The sequence below is a fragment of the Streptomyces sp. NPDC001927 genome (assembly GCF_053594455.1).
This window is the reverse complement of record NZ_JBSFEN010000001.1, coordinates 717,059-733,939: the sequence shown is the minus strand read 5'-3', so window position 1 is coordinate 733,939 and position 16,881 is coordinate 717,059. Positions and strand designations below refer to the sequence as shown.

The 16,881-nt window shown below is 73.2% G+C and carries 12 protein-coding genes; 5 read left to right on the top strand and 7 right to left on the bottom strand.

From position 1 onward, the window contains the following. Window positions 1-12: 12 nt before the first annotated feature. Together treZ and ACWCO8_RS03065 are read right to left on the bottom strand one after the other, a co-directional pair. On the bottom strand, window positions 13-1,764 hold the full coding sequence (gene treZ / locus ACWCO8_RS03070) for a malto-oligosyltrehalose trehalohydrolase (RefSeq protein ID WP_451030641.1): 1,752 nt from the start codon (window positions 1,762-1,764) through the stop codon (window positions 13-15). 99 nt (window positions 1,765-1,863) lie between these two features. Further along, window positions 1,864-2,853: a GNAT family N-acetyltransferase gene (locus ACWCO8_RS03065; RefSeq protein WP_451030640.1), complete on the bottom strand. Its 990-nt coding sequence runs from the start codon at window positions 2,851-2,853 to the stop codon at window positions 1,864-1,866. Window positions 2,854-3,125: 272 nt separating this feature from the next. Here ACWCO8_RS03065 and ACWCO8_RS03060 point away from each other — a divergent pair, with 272 nt between their 5' ends. Further along, window positions 3,126-3,674 carry an FHA domain-containing protein gene (locus ACWCO8_RS03060; protein WP_451030639.1) on the top strand — a complete coding sequence of 183 codons (549 nt, stop codon included), beginning with the start codon at window positions 3,126-3,128 and terminating at the stop codon, window positions 3,672-3,674. Between the two features lie 160 nt (window positions 3,675-3,834). Next, window positions 3,835-6,024: an MMPL family transporter gene (locus ACWCO8_RS03055; protein WP_451030638.1), complete on the top strand. Its 2,190-nt coding sequence runs from the start codon at window positions 3,835-3,837 to the stop codon at window positions 6,022-6,024. 20 nt (window positions 6,025-6,044) lie between these two features. On the opposite strand, the gene ACWCO8_RS03050 is transcribed toward ACWCO8_RS03055, so the two are convergent. Beyond that, window positions 6,045-6,515 (bottom strand): MarR family winged helix-turn-helix transcriptional regulator, encoded by a 471-nt coding sequence (locus tag ACWCO8_RS03050; RefSeq protein ID WP_451030637.1) that lies wholly within the window; start codon window positions 6,513-6,515, stop codon window positions 6,045-6,047. 197 nt (window positions 6,516-6,712) lie between these two features. Between ACWCO8_RS03050 and ACWCO8_RS03045 the strand changes: the two genes are divergently transcribed. Beyond that, window positions 6,713-7,840 carry a cytochrome P450 gene (locus ACWCO8_RS03045; RefSeq protein ID WP_451030636.1) on the top strand — a complete coding sequence of 376 codons (1,128 nt, stop codon included), beginning with the start codon at window positions 6,713-6,715 and terminating at the stop codon, window positions 7,838-7,840. On the opposite strand, the gene treY is transcribed toward ACWCO8_RS03045, so the two are convergent. Next, a complete protein-coding gene (treY, locus tag ACWCO8_RS03040; RefSeq protein ID WP_451030635.1) occupies window positions 7,824-10,184 on the bottom strand; it encodes a malto-oligosyltrehalose synthase in 2,361 nt (786 codons plus the stop codon). The genes ACWCO8_RS03045 and treY overlap by 17 nt on opposite strands. A gap of 161 nt (window positions 10,185-10,345) precedes the next feature. Continuing rightward, complete coding sequence (gene glgX / locus ACWCO8_RS03035) at window positions 10,346-12,466, bottom strand: glycogen debranching protein GlgX (protein ID WP_362017006.1); 2,121 nt, start codon at window positions 12,464-12,466, stop codon at window positions 10,346-10,348. A gap of 429 nt (window positions 12,467-12,895) precedes the next feature. Between glgX and ACWCO8_RS03030 the strand changes: the two genes are divergently transcribed. After that, window positions 12,896-14,146: an SAV2148 family HEPN domain-containing protein gene (locus ACWCO8_RS03030; protein WP_451030634.1), complete on the top strand. Its 1,251-nt coding sequence runs from the start codon at window positions 12,896-12,898 to the stop codon at window positions 14,144-14,146. A 120-nt stretch (window positions 14,147-14,266) separates the two neighbouring features. Then, window positions 14,267-14,989, top strand: coding sequence for a 3'-5' exonuclease (locus tag ACWCO8_RS03025; RefSeq protein WP_362017010.1), 723 nt, complete (start codon window positions 14,267-14,269; stop codon window positions 14,987-14,989). 34 nt (window positions 14,990-15,023) lie between these two features. Here the strand turns inward: ACWCO8_RS03025 and ACWCO8_RS03020 are convergent, their stop codons facing one another. Both ACWCO8_RS03020 and ACWCO8_RS03015 read right to left on the bottom strand, forming a co-directional pair. After that, on the bottom strand, window positions 15,024-15,869 hold the full coding sequence (locus ACWCO8_RS03020; RefSeq protein ID WP_451030633.1) for an alpha/beta fold hydrolase: 846 nt from the start codon (window positions 15,867-15,869) through the stop codon (window positions 15,024-15,026). Between the two features lie 52 nt (window positions 15,870-15,921). Then, window positions 15,922-16,821 (bottom strand): phosphotransferase enzyme family protein, encoded by a 900-nt coding sequence (locus tag ACWCO8_RS03015; RefSeq protein WP_451030632.1) that lies wholly within the window; start codon window positions 16,819-16,821, stop codon window positions 15,922-15,924. Window positions 16,822-16,881 lie beyond the last annotated feature (60 nt).

Sequence of the window (16,881 nt, the reverse complement as noted above, 5' to 3'; positions counted from 1 at the left end):
CCCGCAAGAAGCTCACCCGTCCGTCAGGACCACCGCGCACTCCGCCGGCAGCCGCAGCAGGCCGTCGGCGCCCGGGGCCTCGACCGGCTCCCAGGCCGCGAGGACCCGGTCGCGGCCGTTGGTGCCCAGCGGGATGGCCACCGGCTCCTTGCCCAGGTTGACCGCGACCCGCAGCACCCCGCGCCGGAACGCCAGCCAGCGGGCCTCCTCGTCGAAGGCGACCCGGACCGCCGCCAGGTCCGGGTCGGTGAGGTCCGGCAGGGTGCGGCGCAGCGCGATCAGCTCCCGGTGCCAGGCCGCAAGCCGGTTGTGCGGGGCGCGCTCGCGCTCCGTACGGTCCAGGACGGAACGGTCCCGGGTGGACGGGTCCTGCGGGTCCGGGATGTCCTCCTCCGCCCAGCCGTGCTCGGCGAACTCCCGCCGCCTGCCCCGCCGTACCGCCTCCGCGAGCTCCTCGTCCGTGTGGTCGGTGAAGTACATCCAGGGCGTGGTCGCCCCCCACTCCTCGCCCATGAACAGCATCGGCACCGAGGGCCCCGTCAGGACGAGCGTCGCCGCGCAGGCGAGCAGCCCGGGGGAGAGCGTCGCCGAGAGCCGGTCGCCGAGCGCCCGGTTGCCGATCTGGTCGTGCGTCTGGGCGTAGCCGAGGAAGCGGTGCGCGGGCGTACGGACCCGGTCCACCGGGCGCCCGTGGTGGCGGGCCCGGAAGCTCGAGTACGTACCGTCGTGGAAGAAGACATGGGTCAGGGTCTTGGCGAGCGCGGCCAGTGGGGCGCTCGCGAAGTCGGCGTAGTAGCCCTGGTCCTCGCCGGTCAGGGTCGTGTGCAGGGCGTGGTGGAAGTCGTCGTTCCACTGGGCGTGCAGGCCGAGGCCGCCCGAGACGCGCGGGGTCGTGGTGCGCGGGTCGGCGAGGTCCGACTCGGCGATCAGGAAGTGCTGGCGGCCCTGCTCCCGCGCCAGCTCGTCCACCGCCTCGCTCAGCTCCTCCAGGAACGTCAGCGCCCGGTTGTCCACCAGGGCGTGCACGGCGTCCAGGCGGAGCCCGTCGATCCGGTAGTCCTGGAGCCAGGCGAGCGCGCTGTCCCGCAGATACCGGCGGACCTCGTCCGAGCCGGGCGCGTCCAGGTTCATCGCGGCGCCCCACGGCGTGTGGTGGGTGTCGGTGAAGTACGGGCCGAAGGACGGCAGATGGTTGCCCGACGGGCCCAGGTGGTTGTGGACGACGTCCAGGACCACGCCCATCCCGAGCCCGTGGGCCGTGTCGACGAAGCGCTTGAGCGCCGTAGGGCCGCCGTACGGCTCGTGGACCGCCCACGGCGCCACGCCGTCGTACCCCCAGCCGCGGGTGCCCGGGAACGGGCAGAGCGGCATCAGCTCCACATGGGTGATGCCGAGCCCCGCCAGCTCCCCGAGCCGCTCCGCCGCCGCGTCCAGGGTCCCGTCCGGGGTGAAGGTCCCGACGTGCAGCTCGTACAGGACGGCGGCGCGCAGCCGCAGCCGCGGGGCCTCGTTGAACCAGACGTAAGCGGAGTGGTCCACGACCGCGCTCAGCCCGTCGGGGCCGTCCGGCTGGCGGCGGGACCGGGGGTCGGGCAGGACGGGGCCGCCGTCCAGGGAGTAGCCGTACCGGTCGCCGTCCTCGGCCGGTACGACGCCGGACCACCAGCCGGCCCGCTCGGCGTCCCGCTCCAGCGGGTGCCCGGTGCCGTTGAGCTCCAGCGTCACCCGGTCACGGGCCTGCGGGGCCCACACCTCGAACAGCACCGGCCGATCCCCTCGTCGATGGTCCTCGCGCACAGCCGTTCCGCCAGGAACGACGGCTGCTTCCGCCAGGAACTGCGGCTACGGCGACCATCCTGGCAGTCAGGACCCGGCCGCGCCCGGCGTGTCCCACACGAAGTCGATCGCCCGCTGGAAGGTCGCGTACCCCGTCCGGGCGAAGGCCCTGGCCATCGGGACGTTGCCCAGGTCGGTCGCCGCCCGGATGCGGGGCACGTTCTCTCCGGCGAGGACGCGGGTGCCCTCGGCGAGGATGTCGTCGATGTAGCCCTTGCCCCGGTGGGCGGGGAGCACACCGATGTAGGCAATCGTGTGGTTGTAGTTGTTGCGCGCGGGCACGACGAAACCGACCGGCTCGCCGGTCTCCGGCAGCTCGGCGACCCGCCACCACTCCTGGGGCGAGGCGTACTGCGCGAACTCCTCGTCGTAGTGCTGCTCCGCCGCCTCGCGGGGCGTCAGACCGGACGCCAGATCGGCCTGCCCGTGCGCGTCGAGGGTGCCCTCCAGGACCGGGGCCATCAGCGCGACCAGGTCCTCGCGGTCGCGCACCGGCCGGAAGTCGAGGCGGCCCGTCGCCTCCGGTACGGGGGTGCCGGGGAGCCACTCCAGGCGCAGCCGCTCGACCAGCGGGCGCGCGCCCGAGGCCTCCAGGACGCGGAAGAGCGCCTCCAGTTCGGCCCGCGTCCCCGGCACTTCGCGCCAGTCCGCCGGCAGGAACCGGTTGAACTCGGGGCGGGCCGTGCCCGCCGGTACGACCGCGGCGGTCGCCGTCTCGAGGAGGCGGAGGCCGATCTCGGCGCGCTCCTCCTCGGGCAGTTCGGGGTCGAGGTCGAAGAAGTCGAGGGCGAGCGGCTCGCCGCCCGCCTTCTTGGTCCACCAGGAGATCCTGGCGAGGACCCGGTCGCCGCGCAGGGCGACCCACATCCAGGCCGGCACGCGGCGGCCGGTGGCGAGGTCGTCCTCGAGTTCGTGGTCGAGGACGTAGCTGAGCCGTTGGAACAGCTCCAGCTCCTCCGGTCCGGCGAGCGGGCGGAGTATCACGCCGTCGGGCGTGGCGGTCGAGGACGCGGTCACGTCATATCCCCCAGGGAGTCGAGTCCGCAGAAGCTACCAGCGATCTTGACGCGGCCGGTACGGGATTACGGGGCGATGCGGCCGCCCCGGAACCGCCGACGGGGCCGCCCCGGAACCGCCGACGGGGCCGCCCCGGAACCGCCGACGGGGCCGCCCCGGAACCGCCGACGGGGCCGCCCCGGAACCGCCGACGGGGTGCCGGCGGGGCCGCCTTTCCGCCCCCTTCGCACCCGTTCTGGACACCTCGGGCCCCTCGGACGGACAATCACCGTGTGACCACCCCTTTCGAGTTCTCCACGCACCCCGCTCGGCTCTCCGACGCCGAGCGGGACCGCGCGCTGGAGCTCCTCCGTGAGGGTGCCGCGCAGGGCAGGCTCTCGCACGACACCTTCCTGTTCCGGATGGAGCGGGCGCTCGCCGCCCGGCAGCCGGACGAACTCGCCCTCCTCACCGCCGACCTGCGCACCGAGTCCGGCTGGACGCGCCGTCTGGTCGGGGCGGTGGAGAAGATGTCCGCGTTCACGGCGAAGCTCGGCCGCGCCTGGCACACCGAGCGGCTGCCGAAGCTGCTGATGCCGGAGCCGGGTCCGCACCCGCTGCGGATCGGCCGCGACCCCGTGAACGGGCTGCGGCTCAGCCACGAGACGGTCTCCCGGCTGCACGCCGAACTCTCCCTCCAGGGCGGGCTCTGGGTCCTGCGCGACCTCGGCTCGACGAACGGCACGACGGTCAACGGCCGCCGGGTCACGGGCGCGGTGGCGGTCCGGGTGGGGGACGCGGTCGGCTTCGGGCAGATGACGTTCAGGCTGTCGGTGCGCTGAGCGACTCTCGGGGGCGGGCCCACCGGGGCAACTCACGGGGCCTGCCGGAACAACTCCCGGGGGAATTCCGTGACTTCCCCTAAGGGTGGGGGTAACCCCCCTTCCGTACGCGGGAGTCCACCAGTGACCGCGTACCGCCTCCGCCGGGAGGCTTCTCTCCATGAGAAGCACAGAAGTCCCGGTCACGGTCCGAACGGCGCAGTGGTGTGCGACCCACCCCTGGAAGGCGATCGCGGGCTGGGTGCTGCTGCTCGCCCTCTGCGTCGGCGCGGGGGCGGCCGTCGGCACGCACAAGGGGACCTTCGCCGACTTCTGGATCGGTGAGGCGGGACGGGCCGAGGCGATGGCCTCCGGGAGCGGCCTGACGCCTCCGCCGGTGGAGCAGGTGCTGATCGAGGGGAAGACCAAGGCGGGTGCCACGACCGCCGCGGAGGAGATCCGGCGGCGGATGGCGGCGCTGCCCGCCGTCGAGGCGGTCGGCGTGCCCGTCGCCTCCGCTGGGCGCCCGGAGACGGTGCGGGTCGCGGTCACGCTGCGCGGGGACCGGGAGACCGCGAAGAAGGACGTCGGGACGCTCCTCGCCGAGACGGCCGCCGTCCAGCGGGCGCACCCCGAGCTGACGATCGAACAGACCGGCAGCGCCTCCGTCTCCGTCGCGGTCAACGACAAGCAGGGGCAGGAACTTCAGCGGACCGAGATGATCAGCCTCCCGGTCACCTTCCTCATCCTCCTGGTGGTCTTCGGCGCGGTGCTCGCCGCCGGAATCCCCGTGCTCCTCGCCCTGTTCGCCTTCGTCGGCGCGGTCGGCCTGTACGGGATCGCCTCCTGGGTCTTCCCCGACGCGGGCGGCGCGGCACTCAGCGTCATCTTCATGATGGGCATGGCGGTCGGCGTCGACTACTCGCTCTTCTACCTCAAGCGGGCCCGCGAGGAACGCGAGCGGTCAGGCGGCACGATCTCGCACGCCCGCGCCGTCGAACTGGCCGCCGCGACCTCGGGCCGCGCGGTCGTCGACTCCGGGCTCGCCGTCGCCCTCTCCCTCGCCGGCCTGTACCTCGTCGGGGACGTGATCTTCTCGTCGATCGCCACGGGCGCGATCCTGGTCACGCTGGTCGCGGTCGGCGGCTCGCTGACCGTCCTGCCCGCCCTGCTCGCGACGTTGGGCCACCGCATGGACGGCGGTCGGCGCGCGCGCCGACGCGCCGCGCGAGCCGGCCGGGGTGGCGAGGGGCGCGTGTGGGCGGCGCTGCTGGGGCCGGTCGTGCGCCGGCCGCTCGTGGCGCTGCTCGCCGGGGCCGCGGCGACGGTCGCGCTGGCCGCGCCCGCGCTCGGGATGCGGCTCGGTACGGAGGGCAAGGAGACGTTCCCCGACAGCATCCCGGCCGTGGCGGCGTACGACCGGCTCGTGGCGGCCTTCCCGTCGGAGGGGCCCGCGCATCTCGTGCTCGTACGCGGAGAGGACCCGGCCGCTCCGCTGCGGAAGCTGGCGGCGGCGACCCGGGGCGACGCGCTGTTCGCGCAGGACACGGCGCCCGTGGTGCGGGTCGCCGAGGACGGGCGTACGGCCCTGCTCACGCTGCCCGTCCCGTACGCGGCGAACTCGCCGGAGGCCGCGCGCTCCCTCGACCGGGTCCGCGCGGTGCTGCTGCCCGCGGCCGTCGAGGGCACGCGGGGCCTTGACCGGGCGGTCTCGGGCGAGATCGCGTACGGCGCGGACTACGCGGCGCACCAGGAGCGGCGGCTGCCGTGGGTGGTCCTCTTCGTCTCGCTGGCGAGCCTGGCGGTGATGTACGCGGCGTTCCGCTCGGTGGTCCTCGCGGCGCTCGGCACGGTCCTCAACCTGGCCGCGGTCATGGTGGCCTGGGGCGTGCTCACCCTGGTCTTCCAGGGGACGTGGGCGGAGAGCCTGCTGGGCTTCGAGTCCCTGGGCTTCGTCGGCTCCCGTATGCCGCTGATGGTCTTCGCGATCCTGGTGGGGCTCTCCACCGACTACCAGATCTTCGTGGTCAGCCGGATCCGCGAGGCCGTACGGCGTGGCGTGCCGACCCGGGAGGCGGTGGTCGACGGGATCGCGGGTTCGGCGAGCGTGGTGACGAGCGCGGCGGTGATCATGGTGTCGGTCTTCGTGAGCTTCCTCTTCATCGACCGCATCGAGATGAAGCAGCTGGCGGTGGGTCTGACGGTCGCGGTCCTCTTCGACGCGATCGTGCTGCGCGCGGTGATCCTCCCCTCGGCCCTCGCCCTCCTCGGAGACCGCGCCTGGTGGCCGCACCGCCCGTCGGAGGCCGACGGGCCGACGACCCCTCAGGCTCAAGCGCCTTCGCCCGCCGACCGGAAGCTCCTGGTCTGAGTCCGCGCCTCCCCGACGCGTCAGGCGGTGGTCGGTCCGCCCACGTTCCGGATCATCTGCTGGAGGACCTTGAGCGTCGTCACGTACTCGGCATCCGTGATCCCCTCGTGGATCCGGGCGCGGATCGACGGAGCGTGCCGCTTGAAGGCGGCGCGCGCCTCGTCGCCCTCGGGCGTGATCCACAGGCGGTCGTCTCCGTCGCGGGTCAGCCAGCCGCGCTCCAGGAGGGCGCGTGACTCCGTCACGAGATCGTCCTCGGGCCTGAGGTAGGAGGCCATCGCCCGCTGGAGATCCGGGATGGTCATGCCCTCGCCGTCGGCCGAGATGTCGTGCTTCGAGAGGTTGCGCAGCAGCCAGTACTGGGGCTGGGTGAAGCCGAGCTCAGCCTGCCGGGCCCGCGTGAAGGCGATGAGGGCCTCGTAGGCCATTCCCGTCCAGTAAGCGGCCGGCTGGGCGGCGAGTTCGGTGTCGGTGAGGTGCTGGGTCGTCATCGGAAACCCCCTGTGAGTGCCGCTGTGAAGACCGGTCCGTGTGCCGGTAATCAGAACGTAGAACCTCAACTTTGCTTGAGGTCAAGCCGTGTTCCGGCGGTGGCCGATTCACCCGTTCGGCGGTACGCCGGCTGCGCCCCGCCTCCGGCGATGGTCAGGTGGGGGGACACCCGTATGCCGGACCCCCAGGGGGCGCGATGAGCGACGAGTCGAAGCCGGGGACGCCCCCCGACCGCTGGGCCGATCTGCCGCCCATGGACCGCGGTCCGTCCCCGGCCGCCCCGACCCCCACCCCCGCCCGCGCGACGCTCGCGGCGGCCGCCGAGCGGTTCCGGACCGCCACGCCCTCCGCCGCCGCATGGCCCGCGGCGACCGGCGGCTCCGCGGCGACCGACAGGCGCCCGCCGACCAGCCGGACCGCGGCCCCCAGCCCCCTCGACCCCGGCGGCACGCGGTACCCGCACCGCGTCCACCGCGTCCTGCGCGAGGAGTTCCCGCTCACCTACGACCCGCTCCTGCGCGCCTGGGTCCTGAGCCGGTACGCCGACGTGGCCACCGCCCTCACCGACGCCCGGTTCACCCACGGCCACCGTCCCGGCGACCCGCCCTGCGCCCGCAGCCATGTCGACGTCGACGAGGCCGAGCTGCGCAGCGTCGCCGCGCGCACCGCGCACGTCCTCGCCCGCCGGATCGCCGACCGGCCCCACGCCGACCTGGTCGCCGACTTCTGCCACTGGCTCCCCGCCGGCACCGTCGCCGCCGCCGTCGGCGTGCCGTACCGGGACATGATGCGCCTGGTCCGTGGCCGCGCCGCCGCCGCGCTCGCCGGCCAGTGCACCGGCCAGATCGCCGTACGGGAGAAGGCTCTCGCCTCCTTCCTCGCCAATGTGCTCGCCGACCCCGACCACGCGCGGGAACTCCACGCCGCGCCCTCCGGACAGCTCGCCCGCGCCTGGACCGAGTCGCTGCGCCGCGACCCGCCCGTCCAGATCGCCGTCCGCCGCACCGCCGCCGAGGTGCGGGTCAGCGGCGGCACGATCCCGGCGGGGGAGCCCGTCGCCCTGCTGATCGGCGCCGCCTGCCGGGACCCGGAGCGCTTCCGCGAACCCGACCGGTACGACCCGCTCCGCGACGACCCCGGCCAGCTCACCTACGGCAGCGGCGCCTGCCCGGCCGTCCTCCTCGCCGGGCTCGAAGCCGAGTACGCCGTGCGGGCGCTCCTCGACGCCATGCCCCGCCTCCGGCTCGCCGACGGCTTCCGGCCCGAGCGGACCGGCCTGATCACCCGCGCCCCGAAGAGCCTGCTGGTCAGGCCCGGCGGCTGAGCAGCGCCACCGGACGCGCGTCGAACAGATCGACCGGCTTCACCGCGCCGCCCGCGAACTCCCTCTCCCCGTCCAGGAGATCGACCCAGCGGCCGGGCGGGAGCACCAGCTCGGTGTCCTGCCAGCCGCCCGCCTCCACCAGGCGCAGCGGCAGCCGCGTGACCGCCGCGACCACCTCGGGCGCGGCGCCCGCGCGTCCGCGCGCGAAGGCCAGGCAGTGCTGTGCGGCGGTCCCGGTCACCGTCAGCGGGACGTACGAGTCCGGTGCGGCGAATACCTCGGGCCGCGTCCGTCGCAGGGTGAGGGCGGCCCGTACGAGCGCCGTCCTGTCGTCGTCCTCGCCGACCGTGAACGGCCGCCGGTTGTCGGGGTCGACCAGCGCCCGGTACTCCCGCTCCGTCCCCTGGTACAGCTCCGGCACCCCCGGCATCGTCAGCTGGACCAGGGTCGCGCCCAGCATGTGCGCCCGGATGTGCGGCTCCAGGGCGAACGCCGCCTCCGAGGCCGCCCGCAGCGGGATCCGGCCGGGCCCGGCGGCCACGAAGTCGGTCACCGCCCGCTCGTACGCCGGGTCGGGCTCGGTCCAGCTCGTGTGCAGCCCCGCCTCCCGTACGGACTTCAGGACCGCCGGGCCGATCCGCTCCGCGTCCGGGGTGCCGAAGCCGAACGCCGTCTGCCAGGCCGTCCACGCCAGATGTGCGTCCGGCGCGTGGACCCCCGCCACCTCGTCGAGCAACTCCCGCCACACCTCAGGGCATTGGGAGAGCACGGCGATCCCCGCGCGGACGTCCGCGCTGCGCTTGGTGTCGTGCGTGGACAGCACGGTCCCGGTCGCCGGCCAGTCCCGGGCCAGCCGCTCGCAGTACGCGTGGAACTCCTCGGGCCCGATGCCCGGGCGCCCGGGGTCGCCGCCCACCTCGTTCGCCGAGAGGAGCGGGGTGTAGCGGTAGAAGGCGGTGTCCTCCACGGACTTGGCGCGCAGCGCGGACGAGGTCTGCGCGAACCTGGCCCGGAACGCCCGGTGTTCGGGGCCGTCGCCGCTGCGCCCCAGCGCCAGGTCGCGTACGGTGTCGACCGCCGAGGCCTCCTCCTCCACGGCGAAGGCCGCCTTCGCGCCACGGGCCGCCTCCGGCGTCAGCACGGATTCGTCGCCGGTGCGGTAGAAGCGGTAGACCGGTACGCGGACGAGGAGTTCCCGTACGGCCGTCCGCAACGCCCAGGCGGCGTGGTCGCGCAGGTCCGGGTCGGCCGCGCAGATCCGCTCCGCGAGCCGGGTCAGTGCGGCGGTCTCGGCGGCGAGGTCGTGCGTGACGACCTCGTACGCGGCGCGGCGCGCGGTCGCCTCCCAGGAGCCGCCCCTGTCCCCGGCCCGCCCCACGAACTCCCGGTACAAGTCCGCCAGTTCATCGGCGCCGACGTCGTCCACGAAGAGGCCGTCCACATGCCGCAGGGCGTCGTAGCCGGTGGTCCCCGAGACCGGCCAGGTCGGCGGCAGCGGCTCCGCTCCGGTGAGGATCTTCTCCACGACCGTCCAGCACCGGCCGCCCGTCGCCTCCCGCAGCCGCTCCAAGTACCCCTCGGGGTCGGCGAGTCCGTCCGGGTGGTCGATCCGCAGCCCTTCGATCACCCCGTCCCGTACCAGCTCCACGATGGTGCCGTGGGTCGCGTCGAAGACCTCGGGGTCCTCCACCCGCACCCCGATGAGCTCCGAAATGGTGAAGAAACGCCGGTAGTTGAGCTCCGTACGGGCGAGCCGCCACCAGCCGAGCCGGTACCACTGCGCGTCGAGCAGCTCCGCCAGCGGCAGCCCCTCCGTGCCCGGGCGGAGCGGGAACGACAGGTCGTCGAGGTGCAACTCGCCGTCGGAGACCCGCATCCGCTCCCGTACCTCCGGCAGCCGGGCGGGCAGCACCGGCAGCAGGATCGTGCCGTCCCCGGCCGCCCAGTCGATGTCGAACCAGCGGGCGTACGGCGACTCCGGCCCCTCCCGGAGCACCGCGCGCAGGGCGTGGTTGTGCACGGGGGAGGCCGCCATGTGGTTCGGGACCAGGTCCACGACCAGGCCCAGACCGTGCGCCCGTGCGGTCGCCGCGAGCGCCCGCAGCCCCGCCTCCCCGCCCAGCTCGGCCCGGACCGCACGGTGGTCGGTCACGTCGTACCCGTGCGTCGACCCGGGCACGGCCTCCAGGACGGGGGAGAGGTGCAGATGCGACACCCCGAGCCCGGCGAGGTACGGGACGGCCCGCTCGGCGGACGAGAACGGGAAATCCGGCTGGAGTTGGAGCCGATAGGTGGCGGTGGGTACGGTCCGGGCGGCCGGCGAGGCCGGGAGCGAGGGCGTCATGCGAACGTACGTACCCGGCGCGAGGCCTTCTCTGTCATCGCCGCATGCGCCCATTCGGGTGCATCGCGTTACGTTCCGCCGGTGGCCCGCCTGTATCGCGACACCCGTTCGGCCGCCGCCGAACGAGGCCGGCCCCCCCGCCGGCCCTTACGCCGGGCCCCCTACGCCGGCCGCTTCAGCACCGTCAGGCTCAGCGGTGCCAGCGACACCCGTTCGCCCGCCGCGACCTTCGGGCCCTCCTGGGGAGGGATGCCCTCCGGGTGGGAGGTGTCCACGACCACCCGCCAGCTCTCGCCGTGGTTGATCGGGACCTCGAACTCCAGCTCCTGCGAAGACGCGTTGAACATCAACAGGAACGAGTCGTCCCCGATCCGCTCTCCTTGGAGTCCCGGCTCCGAGATCGCGTTGCCGTTGAGGAAGACCGACAGGGCCTGCGCGTGCGCCGCCTGCCAGTCCCGCGCCGTCATCTCCTCGCCCTCCGGCGTGAACCAGGCGATGTCCGTCAGCTCGTCGTGCGTCCCCTCCACCGGGCGCCCGTGGAAGAAGCGGCGGCGCCGGAAGACCGGGTGGTCACGCCGCAGCCGCACCATGGCCCGGGTGAACTCCAGGAGCGTGCCCTCCTCCGACTCGCCCGGCTCCGGCCAGCGCACCCACGCCACTTCGTTGTCCTGGCAGTACGCGTTGTTGTTGCCGCCCTGCGTCCGGCCGAACTCGTCGCCGTGGCTCAGCATCGGCACGCCCTGCGAGAGCATCAGCGTCGCGAGGAAGTTCCGCATCTGGCGGGCCCGCAGCTCCCGGATCCCGATGTCGTCGGTGTCGCCCTCGGCTCCGCAGTTCCACGACCGGTTGTAGCTCTCGCCGTCCCGGTTGCCCTCCCCGTTCGCCTCGTTGTGCTTCCCGTCGTACGACACGAGGTCGCGCAGCGTGAAACCGTCGTGGCAGGTGACGAAGTTGACCGAGGCGAGCGGCCGGCGGCCGTCGTCCTGGTACAGGTCGGACGAGCCGGTGAGCCGGGACGCGAACTCGGCGAGCGTGCGCGGCTCGCCGCGCCACAAGTCCCGTACGCAGTCCCGGTACTTGCCGTTCCACTCGGTCCACAGCGGCGGGAAGTTGCCCACCTGGTAGCCGCCCTCGCCGACGTCCCACGGCTCGGCGATCAGCTTCACCTGGCTGACCACCGGGTCCTGCTGGACCAGGTCGAAGAAGGACGAAAGACGGTCCACCTCGTGGAACTGCCGTGCGAGCGTCGCCGCCAGGTCGAAGCGGAAGCCGTCGACGTGCATCTCCGTCACCCAGTACCGCAGACTGTCCATGATCAGCTGCAGCACGTGCGGGGACCGCATGAGCAGCGAGTTCCCGGTGCCGGTGGTGTCCGTGTAGTACCGGCGGTCGTTCGAGAGCCGGTAGTACGAAGGGTTGTCCAGGCCCCGGAAGGAGAGCGTGGGGCCCAGGTGGTTGCCCTCCGCCGTGTGGTTGTAGACCACGTCGAGGATGACCTCGATCCCCGCCTGGTGCAGGGCCTTCACCGCCGACTTGAACTCCAGGACCTGCTGGCCCCGGTCGCCCCAGGAGGCGTACGCGTTGTGCGGGGCGAAGAAGCCGATCGTGTTGTAGCCCCAGTAGTTGGCGAGGCCCGCGTCCACCAGGCGGTGGTCGTTCACGAACTGGTGGACCGGCATCAATTCCAGCGCCGTGACGCCCAGTTCCTTCAGATGCCCGATCACCGCGGGGTGCGCGAGCCCCGCGTACGTCCCACGCAGCTCCTCGGGAAGCTCCGGGTGGAGCATGGTCAGGCCCTTCACATGGGCCTCGTAGATCACCGTGCGGTGGTAGTCGGTGCGCGGCCGCCGGTCGTCGCCCCAGTCGAAGTACGGATTGACCACGACCGAGCTCATCGTGTGCGGCGCCGAGTCGAGGTCGTTGCGCGAGTCCGGCCGCCCGAAGTGGTAGCCGTACACCGCCTCGCCCCACTCGACCGAGCCCGAGACCGCCCGCGCGTAGGGGTCGAGGAGCAGCTTCGCCGCGTTGCAGCGCTGCCCGCGCTCCGGGGCGTACGGACCGTGGACCCGGAATCCGTACCGCTGACCCGGCATCACTCCCGGCAGATAGGCGTGCCGGACGAAGGCGTCCGTCTCGCGCAGCTCCACCGCTGTCTCCGAGCCGTCGTCATGGAGCAGACACAGCTCGATCCTGTGGGCGGCCTCCGAGAAGACCGCGAAGTTGGTTCCGGCGCCGTCGTACGTGGCGCCCAGGGGATACGCTTGTCCCGGCCAGACCTGCATAGATACGACTCTTCCATTCTGATCCGGGTGTTGGGGTGCACTCCGGCCAGATTGCCCGAAAGGGAGGCGGGGGCGGGCCACCCGACACGCCGGGCGCGCCGTCGGGGACGGCCGTGGGCGACCGCGTCAACGGCGGGACGCCCGCCGACCCTGTCGTACGGCTCGACATCGTGTTCCCTTCCGTGCCGGGACCCGGACCTCTGCCGCCCGCCGCCGATCGGGTGGGCCTCCGGCCCGCTGCCAGGGACGCTTCCGCTATGAATCCGCTCACTCCGGTCGATCTCGCCGGACGGAACGGCACTCCGAATCAGGGGAGTTGAGCGAGCAGCCTGTCGATCCGGCTGCACCGGCTCCCGCTCGCGGAGTACCCTTCCTTGATCGTCGACAGACGGTCGGATCGGGCGTCCAGGAGCAGAAGGCGGTGCGCGGGTGAGCTCGGGAGGTCTGGAGCTGCCCCCAGGTGACGCGGGTCACGAGGGGGGCTCGCCCGACCCCGTGGAGGTACCGCCCGGAGCGGTTTCCGTCGCCAGGCCGATGGAGATCGGGGCAGAGCTCGACTGGGGCGCCGAGGCCTGGAGCGAGGTGCGCACCCGCGCCCAGCGCGCCGGACGGGCCTATATCTGGCTGAATCTCGTCGAGCAGCGGCTCCGCGCGGTGGTGGCCGCCGTGCTGCGCCCGGTGTACGAGCCGGTGCACGGCGAGGAGTGGGTGGTGGCCGCGGCCGGGCCCGCCGGGCAGGAGTGGGTGCAGCGGGCCGTCGCCGTCCGCGAGGTCTCGCGGCGTAAGGGCTACCTCCTTGACCCGGCCGACGACAACGTCCTCAGCTTCCTGACGCTCCCGCAGCTGCGGGAGCTGATGGTGCAGCACTGGCCGTGCTTCGAGCCGTACTTCGACGACCGGCGCGAGGTCGAACTCGCCCTCGACGAGCTGGAGGTGACGCGGAACGTCGTCTCCCGCAACCGCGCCCTCTCGCTCACCGTCCTCGCCCAGTCCGAACGGGCGTCCGCCCGGCTCCTGGAGATCCTCGGCAGCGGGGCCGGCGTGCCGTCCGCCGACCGGCTGCCGGTCGACGCGGTCGAGGACCTGGTCGGCGACCGGTACGCCGACGTGGTCTCCGTCCACCCCGACCGGGTGCGGCTGCAGCGCCAGCTGCCGGCCGAGGACCTCTTCGGCGGCGCCCGCCGCCTCGACGCCACGGGCATAGGCCTGAACCTGCTCGTGCAGAACTTCTCCGGGCGGCGCCTGGTGCGGCTCGCCGAGTCGGGCTGCCGGATACGCCTGCTGTTCCTGAACCCGGCGAGCAGCGCGGTGAAGCGGCGCGAGCGGGAACTGGGTCTGAAGAAGGGCGAGCTGAGCCGCTCGGTGGAGATGAACATCCTCCACATGCGGCGGGTGCGGTCCCGGCTGCGCGACCCGGACGCCTTCCAGATCCATGTCTTCGACGAGACCCCGCGCTTCACGGCGTACCTGGTCGACGGGGACGGGCCGGACGGGGTCGCCGTGATCCAGTCGTACCTGCGGAAGGCGCGGGGCATGGAGGCGCCGGTGCTCGTGCTGCGCGGGGGCGGCCGGAACCTGGTGCGCGCCGGACAACAGGGGCGAGACGGCGAATACGGACTTTTCTCTACATATCGCGATGAGTTCGAGTCGGTCTGGCTCGACTCGCGCCCGGTCTCCTGAGGCCGGCGGAAGGCCGAGAGAAGGCGCCGGCGAAGGCCGGGGGCGGCCCGGCGGGGCCCGTTGTCAGTGGCTCGTGCGAGGGTGTTCAGCACCACGGGGGAGATCACGTAAGGAGGCCCGATGGCTTGGCACGGGGAACCGCTGGTCGGATTCGACCTGGAGACGACCGGTACGGAACCGCTGGAGGCGCGGATCGTGACCGCCGCGATCGTCGGCGTATCGGGCGGCCGGGTGACGCGGCACCGGGACTGGCTCGCCGACCCGGGCATCCGTATCCCGGAGCAGGCGTCCGCGATCCACGGCATCAGCAGCGAGCGGGCGGCCGCGGAGGGGCGGCCGGTGGCCGAGGTGGCCGACGAGATCGCCGAGACCCTGACGGGGTACTGGAACCAGGGCGTCCCGATCGTGGCGTACAACGCCTCGTTCGACCTCACGCTGCTCTCTGCCGAGCTGCGCCGCCACGGGCTCCCCTCGTTGAGCGAGCGGCGCGGCGGCGCCCCGATAGGCCCGGTCGTCGACCCGTACACCATCGACCGGGCCGTCGACCGGTACCGCAGGGGGAAGCGGACCCTGGAGGCGGTCTGCGCCGAGTACGGAGTCGTCCTCGAAGCCGCCCACCAGGCGTCCGCCGACGCGGAGGCCGCCGTGCGGGTGGCCGTCGCGATAGCCGAGCGACACCCGACGGTCGCCGCCCTGACCCCGGCCGAGCTGCACGGCCGTCAGATCGACTGGTACCGCACGTGGGCCGAGGACTTCCAGGACTTCCTGCGCCGCAAGGGCACCCCGGACGCGGTCGTCGACCCGTCGTGGCCCCTGCGGGAACTCGCTTCCGTGGCGCGCTGACGGACCGCGGGGCGGACCGCCCCGCGCGGCACCGTCAGCCGATCGGGTTCTCCGCGAGGAAGTCCAGGAGCAGCGTGTTGATCCGCTCGGGCTGGTCCAGCTGGAGCCAGTGGCCCGCGTTCTCCACGCGCTCGTAGCGCCAGGTGCCGTCCACGTGCTTGCCGGTGCCGGTCATGGACCGCTCGGTCATGAAGCGGTCGCCGGTGGACCAGACGCCCAGGACCGGGCCCGGCAGCGGCGGGCGGGGCACGGCGGGGCCGAACTGGACCTCGGCGGGGAGACCCGCCCGGTAGATGTTCAGCGCCGCGGTCAGCGCGCCCGGCGCCCGCAGCTGCTCGATGATCGCCGCCCCGTCGGGGTGCTCGGTCGCCATCTCCCGGAGGTTGGCGAAGTCGTCCCGGGAGAGCCAGTCCTCGGCGAGCCCCGGGAACTGGAACAGGATCATGTACCAGGACCGCTGCTTCTGCTCGAAGCCCGCGTCCAGGATGGCCGCCATGTGGCCCACCGACAGGATGCTCAGGGACGCCACCCGCTCGGGTGCGATCTGGGCGAAGCCCTGGACGATCCCGGAGCCCCAGTCGTGCCCGACGAGATGGACACGGCCGTCGACCTCGAGGTGGGCCAGGAGTTCCATCAGGTCGCCGACGTGCCTGGCCGGGTGGTACCCCTCGAAGCCGCCGCCGTCCACCTCCGCCGGTCGGTCGGAGGCGCCGAAGCCCCGCAACGTGGGAACGACGCACCGGTACCCGGCCGCGGTCAGCGCCGGCACCTGGTGGCGCCAGAGATCCTTGCTGTCGGGGAAGCCGTGCACCAGCAGGACAGTCGGTCCCTCGCCGCTCACCTCGACGTCGAGCTCCACCTCGGACAGTGCCACGCGCATCACAACACTCCGTTCATGAGTGGGAATTCGCACGAGAGACCCCGTCCTGATGTCAGAAGGGGTACCACCTCACGGTGGCATCACCTTCCCGCAGCGAGGCCACCCGTCGCTCGAATTCGGCCAGCGCCTTGGGGTTCGTCGGCGCGTGCTGGGCCACCCAGGCGCAGCTCGCGGTCTCCCGCGCCCCGCGCAGCACCGCGCACCCGTCCCACTCCCGGACGTCCCAGCCGTACGCCTCGGTGAAGGCGTCGTAGGCGGCGGGGTCGAGTCCGTACCGGTCGAGGGAGAGGGCGAGAACCACCAGATCGTGCTCGCGCAGATCGGAGGAGAAGGTCTCCAGGTCGACCAGGACAGGACCCTCGGGGCCGACATGGACGTTGCGGGGGAGGGCGTCGCCGTGGAGGGGGCCCGGGGGCAGGTGCGGGGTGAGCGCGGCCGCCGCCGGGGCGAAGCTGTCCCGGCGCTCGCGCAGGAAGGCCGCGTCGGCCGGGTCGATCGCGTCGCCCGCGAGCCGCAGCCACCGCTCGACCCCGCCCAGGAGTTCACGGCGCGGCAGCGTGAAGCCCGTCGGCTCCGGAAGGGCGTGGATCCGGCGAAGGAGCGGCGCCAGGTCGCGGGGCTCGGCGGGGCGTACGGCCTCGGGCAGCCGGTGCCAGAGGGTGACCGGGTGGCCGTCGACCAGGCGGGGCTTCGGCTCCGCCGCGCGCACGGCCGGGATGTCCGTCTCCGCCAGCCAGGCGGCGAGCGCGAGTTCACGCTCGGCGCGGGGGAGCAGCTCCGGGTCCCGGCCGATCTTCACCACGAGCTCGCCCACGGCGAAGACCGCGTTCTCGCCGAGCGCGAGCAGCCGCGCTTCCGGCTGCCCCGCATCCCGGGCCGTAGGCAGTCCCCTCGGCACCCCCGTCGACAGTCCCGTGGCGGCCAGGATCTCCCGTGCCCGCGCCTCGTCCATCCGTCTCTCCCAGCTGCACCGATGCGTGTGCGAATCAGCCAAAGTCTCGCATCCATGCAG